Raw genomic sequence first — 8,690 nt, forward strand, 5'->3', positions numbered from 1 at the left:
GCTTGCGCCCCCGCAAGGAGGCGGGCAGCAGCGGCCGAACGAACTCCCACTCCGCATCAGACAGTTCATGGCGACGTATCACCCGACCATGATCCACCATCCAAGATCAATTGAAGACACCGCCTAGCGGGGCCCCTGCCGGGCTGCGCCCCGCAGGGGCGCGGGGAACTGCGCGCTCGGCCCGGTCGGCAGCCGCGGTCCGCGACGCGCGCACAGTGGCACCCCCTGCCCGGAGGGGGGATGCCGGGCGCGCCTACGCGTTCCGGGGCGCCGCCTGCTGGACGACCTCGAACGTCCACGCCTCGGCCCCGGACGCGGCCGGCTTGCCGCCCCCGCCCTGGTGGGCCGCCTTCGCCGGGCCCTCCATCCACGCCTGGAACGACTCCTCGTCGCGCCACCGGGTGTAGACCAGATACCGGTCGGTGCCGTCCACCGGCCGCAGCAGCTCGAACCACTCGAAGCCGTCGGAGCTCTCCACCATCCCGGCCCGCGACCCGAACCGCTCTTCCAGGACCTCCCGCTGCTCGGGGGGAACGGTCAGCACATTGATCTTGACGATGCTCATGTGTCTCATCCTGCCCCATCGCGGGTGAACTCCCGCGCCCCGGCCGCCTTGCCGGTGGCCCGCGCTCGCTAGGGTTGCGCTTCGCGGTGCGGGCCCCGCGGGCCCCCGCGGGGCCCCCGGGCCCGGTGGTGGCGAGGTTCATCAGTGAACGCCAGCGGTACCCCTTACCGGGCCCCTTGCCCCTCTTCTGCGGAAGTTGTCAGGTAGCAGGTAGGTTTCTTGCGTCTGACCTCCCGGGTTACCACCCGGTGAAGCTATACGGGATGGCTGAGCGGACTGACAGGACGGAGAGAGCGGCGCGTGGCGGCGGAAACTGCGGCGGACAGGCCGGACAGGTCGGGCAGCGCGGGGACGTACCGGCGGAGGTTCATCCAGCAGATGGGCACCCGCGGCGGCATGGCGCTGGTGGCGCTCTGGCTGCTCGCGCTGGCGCTCGCCGCCCGGCAGGCGGCCGCGGTGCTGCGCCAGCCCTCGGACAAGCGGCTCGTCGATCTGCTGGCATGGATCGGGGACAACGGTGTCCTGCGGGCGCACGAGTCCCTCTACGACGGAGCGACCCCGTTCACCGGGACGCCGTTCGCCGGTCTCGCGCTGAAGCCGCTCACCCGCGCCGCCGAGCAAGGGCTGGGCGTGGCCTGGACGATCGGCACGCTGCTGCTCGTCGCCGCCGTGGGCGTGCTCGCGGCCCGCGCGCTGCCCGGACCGGTCTCCCGGCGCACCTCGCTGTTCGCCGTACCGGTGGCGCTCAGCCTGCTGGTGGTCTCGGTGCCGGTGCGCAACACCTTCCACCTCGGCCAGACCAGCATCCTTCCCGTGCTGCTGGTGCTGCTCGGCTGGCTGGTGCTGCGGGAACGAGGCCAGGCGGACAAGCAGACCGGCGGCGCCCTGATCGGGCTGGCCGCCGCGCTGCAGCCGTCCGTCCTGCTCTTCGTGCCGCTGCTCTGGCTGACCGGGCGGCGCCCCGCGGCCCTGGCCGCCGGCGGGACGTTCGCCCTGTGCACCCTGGGCACCTGGGTCGCGATGCCGGACGACTCCTTCACCTACTGGGTGCACCACGTCGCGGGCGTCGGGCTCGGGGACGCGGCCGACGCCACCGCCAACCAGTCGCTGCACGGCGCGCTGCTCCGCGCCGGGCTGCGCGGTCCGGGTGAGATCGCCCTGCTGCTGGCGCTGGTGGCGGCCGTCGCCTGGCTCGCGCTGCGCCGCGCGGTGCGGTACGCGCGGGACGGGCAGCCGCTGCTGGCCGCCGCCATCGTGGGCAGCGCCGCCGTCGCCGTCTCGCCCACCGCCTGGCAGCACCAGCAGCTGTGGGTGCTGCTCGCGGTCGCGGGCCGGGTGGGGCGGCGGTCCGGGGACCGGCTGATGTGGCCGGTGTTCGTGGTGCTGGCCATGTCGCTGAACGGCGACGCGCTGGTGCCGAAGGTCAGCGTGCTCACCGTGTTCGGCGACAACGCCGTGCTGCTCGCCGCGCTGCTCGCGGCGTGCGTGATGCCCTTCCTCTCCCGCACCTCGCGGTACTGGGACCGCCCCGAGCCCTCCGGCGCCCTCAGCCGCCCCAATCTGATGCTGGAGCTGCTGCTGATCCGCGTCGGCTACTTCGCCTACTCCTGGGTGCGCGGCCACGCTCCCGACGGGCGGCAACTGGCCGAGGGGCACGGCGACCAGATCCTCGGCCTGGAGGCGTTCCTCCGCATCGACATCGAGCACGGCCTCAACCAGTTCGCGGTGCGCACCCAGTGGGTGCGGGACTTCAGCGACTTCTACTACACGACGTTCCACTTCCTGGTGCCCATCGCGCTGCTCGGCTGGCTCTACATCCGCCGTCCCGGCGAGTACCGCAAGTTCCGCACCGCGCTGAGCTTCGCCACCCTGCTCGCCCTCATCGGTTTCTGGCTCTACCCGCTGGCCCCGCCGCGCCTGATGCCCGGCCTCGGCTACGTCGACACCGCACACGGTCCGCAGAACTTCGACGACCCGGACTTCGGCAAGCTGACCGAGCTGTCCAACCAGTACGCGGCGATGCCCTCGCTGCACGTCGGCTGGTCGCTGTGGTGCGCCGTGGTGGTGTTCATGCTGACCCGCAAGACGTGGCTGCGGGCCCTGGCCGCCCTCTATCCCACGCTCACCACCTTCGTGGTGATGGCCACCGCCAACCACTATCTGCTGGACGCGGCGGGCGGTGTCCTGGTCATCACGGCGGGCTTCCTCATCCAGCGCAGGCTCCAGGGCCGGGTGCCGGAGCTGCGGATCGGCGGCGCCGCGGCCGACAGGACGGATGAGGCGGACAAGATGGACAAGATGGGTGAGGCGGATAAGGCGGGTAGACGGGACGGCGCCGTCCGTGGCGCTAGCGGTGCAGCTTCAGACCCTTCACCGTCCGATCCACCGGATTCCGGGGACCGTAGAGCGCCAGTCCGGCGAGGGTGAGCTTCTCCGCCTCCACCGCGCGCACGGCGGCGCGGTTGTCGGCGTCGTTGCCGGTGGTGAACATCTCCTCGGTGAAGACGGCCGTGTCCAGCCCGCGCGACAGCGCGCGGGTGCGCACCGCCGACAGCTCCCCCTCCTCGGCGGTGAAGCAGAGCACCGGCTCGCGGAACATCGCGAGATAGCGGTTGCCGGAGCCGTCCTCGTACGGCTCGCCCACGACCTCCTCGGTCGCGCGGGCGACCCCGCTGGCCAGGAAGGCGGTGACATTGAGTTTCTGCCAGTCGGCGAGGTCCGCGCGGACCACCACCGCGATCTTCGTGTCGAAACGCATGGCCCGAGCGTGCCCGCGCGGCCGGCCGGCGGTCTTGAACGCTGGTGCGGGGTCAGGGTGCACGATGGAGCCATGACCGGGACCAGGAGCGGGAGCGCGCGCGGCGGCCGCGTACGGGGCGCGGCGCGGGACGACTGGGTGCGGTACTGGCGCGCGCCGGACCAGCCCATGGAGGCCATGCACGCCCACTTCACGGAGCACGTCTTCCACCGGCACAGCCACGACGCGTACTCCTTCGCGGTGACCGAGGACGGCGCCCAGCGCTTCCGCTGCCGCGGCGGGCTGCACACCAGCGGCACCGGCATGGTGATGGCCTTCAACCCCGACGACCCGCACGACGGGGAGCCGGCGGTGCCGCTCGGCTTCACCTACCGCATCGTGCACCTCGGCCCCGACCTGGTGCGGGAGGTCCTCACGGACGCGGTGGGGCGGGACGCCGCGATGCCGCTCTTCCCGCACCCGGTGCGCGAGGACCCGGTGCTGCGGCACGCCCTGCTGCGCCTCCACCGCGCCCTCGCGGGCGGCGCCGCGGCGAGCGCGCTGGTCCGCGACGAGCGGCTGGCCGAGGCCGTGGTGGCGATGGTGCGGCGCGGGGCGAAGGGCCCTGCGCGGGCGGCGCCCGGTGCGCCGGCCGGCCCCGGCTCCGCTTCCGGTACTGGTTCCGGTGCTGGTTCCGGTGCTGGTTCCGGTGCTTCCGTCGCCGTGCGGCGGGCCCGGGAGCTGCTGGAGGCGGAGTGGGACCGCGAGGTGCCGGCCCAGCGGCTCGCGGAGGCCGCCGGGTGCAGCCGGTTCGCGCTCTACCGCGCGTTCCGGGCGGAGCTGGGGATGCCGCCGAGCGACTTTCAGCGGCTGCTGCGGCTGCGGCGGGCGCGGCGGATGCTGGTGCGCGGCGAGCCGGTGGCCGAGGCGGCGGTGCGGGCCGGGTTCGCGGACCAGAGCCATCTGCACCGCTGGTTCGTGCGGTCGTACGGGGTCACCCCGGGCGACTTCCGCACGGCGGTTTCGTAGCGGGCCGAGCCCGCGCCCCTTCGGGGCGCACCCGTGCACGACGTGCCCCGTCAGGCGTACCGGACGCGGAGTTCCTTGATGCCGTTGATCCACGCGGAGCGGAGCCGGCGGGGGGCCGGGCCCTCCAGGGCGATGCCCGGCACCGTGTCCGCGATGGCGTTGAAGATGAGGTTGATCTCCAGTTCGGCCAGGCTCTTGCCGAGGCAGAAGTGCGGGCCGCCGCCGCCGAAGCCGAGATGCGGGTTGGGGTCCCGGGTGATGTCGAAGGAGCCGGGGTCCTCGAAGACCTCCGGGTCGTTGTTGGCCGAGGAGTAGAACAGGCCGACCCGGTCGCCCTCCCGCACCTGCTGTCCGCCCAGCTCGGTGTCCCGCGTCGCCGTCCGCTGGAAGGAGACGATGGGCGTGGCCCACCGTACGACCTCCTCCGCCGCCGTCGCCGGGCGCTCCCGCCGGAACAGCTCCCACTGCGCGGGGTGGGTGAGGAACGCGTGCATGCCGTGGCTGATGGCGTTGCGCGTGGTCTCGTTCCCGGCGACCGCCAGCAGGATCACGAAGAACCCGAACTCGTCGGAGCTGAGGTTCCCCTCGCCCTCCGCGGCCACCAGCCGGGTCACGATATCCCCGGCGTACTGGGCCGGGCACTTCTTGCGGTCCTCGGCCATCCCCATGGCGTACGCGACGAGTTCGGCGGCCGACTCGGTGCCGACCTCCTCGGTGATGGCGTACTCGGGGTCGTCGTACGCGACCATCTTGTTGGACCACTCGAAGATCCGGGACCGGTCCCGCTGCGGGACGCCGATCAGTTCGGCGATGGCCTGGAGCGGGAGTTCCACGGCGATGTCGGTGACGAAGTCGCCGCTGCCCCGCTCGCGTGCCACCGCCACGATGCGCTCGGCGCGGTCCCGCAGCGCGTTCCGCAGCGCGCGGATGGCGCGCGGGGTGAAGCCGCGCTGCACGATCTGCCGGACCCGGGTGTGCTCGGGCGGGTCCATGTTCAGCATGATCAGCTTCTGGATGTCGATCTGCTCGCGCCGCATATGGTCGGCGAACCGGATGACGGCCGTGTTGCGGTTGGAGGAGAACAGCTCCGGGCGGGTGGAGACGTCCCTGACGTCCGCGTGCCGGGTCACCACCCAGTAGCCCGCGTCGTCGAAGCCGCCGGTGTGCGGGGGCTGGGGGTTCCACCACACCGGTGCGGTCTCGCGGAGCAGGGCGAACTCGGGGAGGGGTACGCGCCGGGCGTAGACATCCGGGTCGGTGAAGTCGAACCCGTCGGGCAGCGCGGGACACGAGGACATCGGAACCTCCGTGTCTGACGGTCCATCAGAAGTCCCTTGAAGGTAGTAACGGGTTCTACAAGTGGCAAGGGGCGGCGCCGGTGCTGTTGTGCGCGGCGCCGGATCGCGGGGTCGTGCAGCACCCTTGCGCCCTCGGCGTGTTCCTCATCACACTGTACGGATAACTAGAACGCGTACTAGTTATCCGCGTTCGCCCGCCGTCCGCCCGCGCCGAGAGGACGCCCCATGGCCGCCGAACCCGTCATCGTCGAAGCGGTACGCACCCCCATCGGCAAGCGCGGAGGGTCCCTCGCGAACCTCCACCCCGCCTATCTGCTCGGCGAGACCTACCGCGAACTCCTCGGCCGTACGGGCCTCCACGCCGACTGCGTCGAGCAGATCGTCGGCGGCACCGTCACCCACGCGGGCGAGCAGTCCATGAACCCGGCCCGGAACGCCTGGCTCACCATGGGCCTGCCGTACGAGACGGCCGCCACCACCGTCGACTGCCAGTGCGGCTCCTCCCAGCAGGCCAACCACATGGTCGCCAACATGATCGCGGCGGGCGTCATCGACATCGGCATCGGCTGCGGCGTGGAGGCGATGTCCCGGGTCCCGCTGGGCAGCGCCTCCAAGCACGGCCCGGGGAAGCCCTGGCCGGAGGAGTGGAACGTCGACCTGCCCAACCAGTTCAAGGCCGCCGAGCGGATCGCGCGCCACCGCGGGCTGAGCCGCGACCGGGTGGACGCGCTCGGCCTGCTCTCCCAGGAGCGGGCCCAGGCCGCCTGGGCCGAGGAGCGCTTCAAGCCCGAGACGTTCGCCGTCCAGGTGCCCACCACCGAGGAGGAGCAGGCCGCCGGGCAGGGCATGTGGCGCTATGTCGAACGGGACGAGGGCCTGCGGGACACCAGCATGGAGGCGCTGGCCGGGCTGAAGCCCGTGATGCCCGAGGCGGTGCACACCGCGGGCAACTCCTCGCAGATCTCCGACGGCGCCAGCGCGGTGCTGTGGGCCTCCCGGCGGATGGCGCGCGCGCTCAAACTCCCGCCGCGCGCCCGGATCGTCGCCCAGACGCTGGTCGGCGCCGACCCGCACTTCCATCTGGACGGGCCCGTCGACGCCACCCGGGCCGTCCTGGGCCGCGCGGGCATGTCGCTGAAGAACATCGACCTGGTCGAGATCAACGAGGCGTTCGCGTCCGTCGTGCTCTCCTGGGCCCAGGTCTTCGAACAGGACCTGGCGAAGGTCAATGTGAACGGCGGCGCCATCGCCCTCGGCCACCCGGTCGGCGCGACGGGCGCCCGACTGCTGACCACGGCGCTGTACGAACTCGAACGCAGGGACGCGGAGTTCGCCCTGGTCACCATGTGCGCGGGCGGCGCGCTGTCCACGGCGACGATCCTGCAGCGGCTCTGAGGTCCCGTGCACGGCGTGCCCCGTCAGGGGCGTGCCCCCCCCGTCAGGAGTCCAGGTGGCGCGGGATGGCCAGGACGCGGCGGCTGTAGCCCTGCCCCGCGTCCAGCTCCAGCTTCGCGAAGATCGCGTTGATCGTTGCTGTTGAGGCCGCAAACCCCGTCCTTCATGGCGGGGACGGGCCGGTCCCGGCCCGCACGTTGCGCCTTGACACGATCATGCCCTATCGTGTTAGCCGCGTCTGACCGCTTCTACCCGACCACCGAACAGGCGGAGCTGTTGCACCGCACGTTCGGCTGCGTCCGGTACGTCTGGAACAAAGCACTCGCCGAACGCACGCGCCGGTACAAGGACGAGGGCAAGTCCACCTCGTACGTGGATACGGCGAAGTGGCTGACCGCGTGGAAGAAGGACGCCGAGTCCGAGTTCCTGCGCGAGGTCTCCAACGTTGCCCTGCAGCAGACGCTCCGTGCCCAGCAGGTGGCGTTCAACAACTTCTTCGCCAAGCGGGCACGCTTCCCCCGGTTCAAGAGCCGGAAGAAGTCGCGGAAGTCGGCCACGTTCCAGAACAACGCCTTCACCTTCCGGGACGGGAAGCTCACGCTGGCGAAGACCAGCGAGCCGCTGAGCATCGTGTGGCACCGGCCTCTGCCCGAGAGCGCGCAGCCGTCCACGGTCACCGTCTCCTGCGACAGCGCGGGACGCTGGTTCGTCTCCCTGCTCGTGGAGGAGACCATCACTCCAACGCCCTCGACGGGCGCTGTCGTGGGGATCGATGCGGGCTTGGATCACCTGCTCACCCTGTCCACGGGGGAGAAGATCGCCAACCCGCGTCACGAACGCCGCGACCGGCGCAAGCTGGCCAAGGCACAAAAGACCCTCAGCCGCAAGGCCAGGGGATCTCAGAACCGGGCCAGGGCACGGCTTGGTGTCGCCCGTATCCATGCGCGGATAGCCGACCGGCGCCGCGACAACCTGCACAAGGTCACCACTCGACTGGTACGCGAGAACCAAGCCATCGCCATCGAGGATCTGACTGTCCGCAACATGCTGGGGAACCACTCCCTGGCCCGTGCCATTTCCGACGCGGCCTGGTCCGAGCTGCGGTCCATGCTGGAGTACAAGACCGGCTGGTACGGGCGGCATCTGCTGCTCGTGGACCGCTGGTTCCCCAGCTCGAAGCTGTGCTCCACGCCGGGGTGCAGCTACAGGAACGACAAGATGCCGCTGAACGTGCGGTCGTGGACGTGCCCGCGGTGCGGCACCGTCCACGACCGCGACGTCAACGCGGCGAAGAACATCTGCGCCGCCGGGCTGGCGGAGCAGTAAAACGCCTGTGGAGGACTGGTAAGACCGGCCTCGGAATCTTCCGGGGAGGCACAGTCCGGTGAACCAGGAACCTCAATCCCGCAAGGGAATGAAGCCCCTCCCGCCAGGTAGGGGAGAAGTCACCGGAAACCGTAGCCGAGCCGGCTAGCGCCGGCTCAGCAGGGTGGCGGCCATGGTGCGGGCCTGGCGTGCCGGTTCCGGGGAGCCGGTGATCAGCGACTGCGACATCGCCCCGTCCAGCAGGATCGACAGCTGGTCGGCCAGCGCTCCCGGGTCCGCGGCGCCCGCCGCCCGCGCCAGCTCCTGCAGATCCCCCCGCATGCCCTCCTTGTGGTCCCGC

The 8,690-nt window shown here is 71.4% G+C and carries 7 protein-coding genes and 1 pseudogene; 4 read left to right on the forward strand and 4 right to left on the reverse strand.

Annotated elements, in window-relative coordinates; translation table 11 throughout:
• Positions 1–253 precede the first annotated feature (253 nt).
• The gene (locus G5C65_RS25300) at positions 254–565 is read right to left on the reverse strand and encodes an antibiotic biosynthesis monooxygenase family protein (RefSeq protein WP_165301237.1); all 312 of its coding nucleotides are present in this window, start codon (positions 563–565) and stop codon (positions 254–256) included.
• 300 nt (positions 566–865) lie between these two features.
• On the opposite strand from G5C65_RS25300, the gene G5C65_RS25305 reads away from it, so the two are divergent.
• Positions 866–2,992: a bifunctional glycosyltransferase 87/phosphatase PAP2 family protein gene (locus G5C65_RS25305; RefSeq protein ID WP_420903359.1), complete on the forward strand. Its 2,127-nt coding sequence runs from the start codon at positions 866–868 to the stop codon at positions 2,990–2,992.
• On the opposite strand, the gene G5C65_RS25310 is transcribed toward G5C65_RS25305, so the two are convergent.
• Positions 2,913–3,323, reverse strand: a complete 411-nt coding sequence (locus tag G5C65_RS25310) for a DUF2000 domain-containing protein (protein WP_165301238.1) — start codon at positions 3,321–3,323, stop codon at positions 2,913–2,915. The genes G5C65_RS25305 and G5C65_RS25310 overlap by 80 nt on opposite strands.
• 72 nt (positions 3,324–3,395) lie before the next feature.
• On the opposite strand from G5C65_RS25310, the gene G5C65_RS25315 reads away from it, so the two are divergent.
• Positions 3,396–4,331 (forward strand): AraC family transcriptional regulator, encoded by a 936-nt coding sequence (locus G5C65_RS25315; RefSeq protein ID WP_165301239.1) that lies wholly within the window; start codon positions 3,396–3,398, stop codon positions 4,329–4,331.
• Between the two features lie 50 nt (positions 4,332–4,381).
• Here the strand turns inward: G5C65_RS25315 and G5C65_RS25320 are convergent, their stop codons facing one another.
• On the reverse strand, positions 4,382–5,629 hold the full coding sequence (locus G5C65_RS25320; RefSeq protein WP_165301240.1) for a cytochrome P450: 1,248 nt from the start codon (positions 5,627–5,629) through the stop codon (positions 4,382–4,384).
• Positions 5,630–5,854: 225 nt separating this feature from the next.
• On the opposite strand from G5C65_RS25320, the gene G5C65_RS25325 reads away from it, so the two are divergent.
• The gene (locus G5C65_RS25325) at positions 5,855–7,024 is read left to right on the forward strand and encodes a steroid 3-ketoacyl-CoA thiolase (protein ID WP_165301241.1); all 1,170 of its coding nucleotides are present in this window, start codon (positions 5,855–5,857) and stop codon (positions 7,022–7,024) included.
• A gap of 225 nt (positions 7,025–7,249) precedes the next feature.
• Positions 7,250–8,350: an RNA-guided endonuclease InsQ/TnpB family protein gene (locus G5C65_RS25330; protein WP_206442250.1), complete on the forward strand. Its 1,101-nt coding sequence runs from the start codon at positions 7,250–7,252 to the stop codon at positions 8,348–8,350.
• Positions 8,351–8,494: 144 nt separating this feature from the next.
• Here the strand turns inward: G5C65_RS25330 and G5C65_RS25335 are convergent.
• Positions 8,495–8,690, reverse strand: a pseudogene (locus G5C65_RS25335) (TetR/AcrR family transcriptional regulator); the annotation flags it as partial.

Source organism: Streptomyces boncukensis (assembly GCF_011045075.1).
GTDB classification, from domain to species: Bacteria; Actinomycetota; Actinomycetes; order Streptomycetales; family Streptomycetaceae; genus Streptomyces; species Streptomyces boncukensis.

What these genes read in the sequence shown, in the direction of transcription:
- G5C65_RS25310 (WP_165301238.1), bottom strand. Translation starts at nt 3,323, where the DNA reads ATGCGTTTCGACACGAAGATCGCGGTGGTGGTCCGCGCGGACCTCGCC.
- G5C65_RS25315 (WP_165301239.1), top strand. Translation starts at nt 3,396, where the DNA reads ATGACCGGGACCAGGAGCGGGAGCGCGCGCGGCGGCCGCGTACGGGGC.
- G5C65_RS25325 (WP_165301241.1), top strand. Translation starts at nt 5,855, where the DNA reads ATGGCCGCCGAACCCGTCATCGTCGAAGCGGTACGCACCCCCATCGGC.
- G5C65_RS25320 (WP_165301240.1), bottom strand. Translation starts at nt 5,629, where the DNA reads ATGTCCTCGTGTCCCGCGCTGCCCGACGGGTTCGACTTCACCGACCCG.
- G5C65_RS25300 (WP_165301237.1), bottom strand. Translation starts at nt 565, where the DNA reads ATGAGCATCGTCAAGATCAATGTGCTGACCGTTCCCCCCGAGCAGCGG.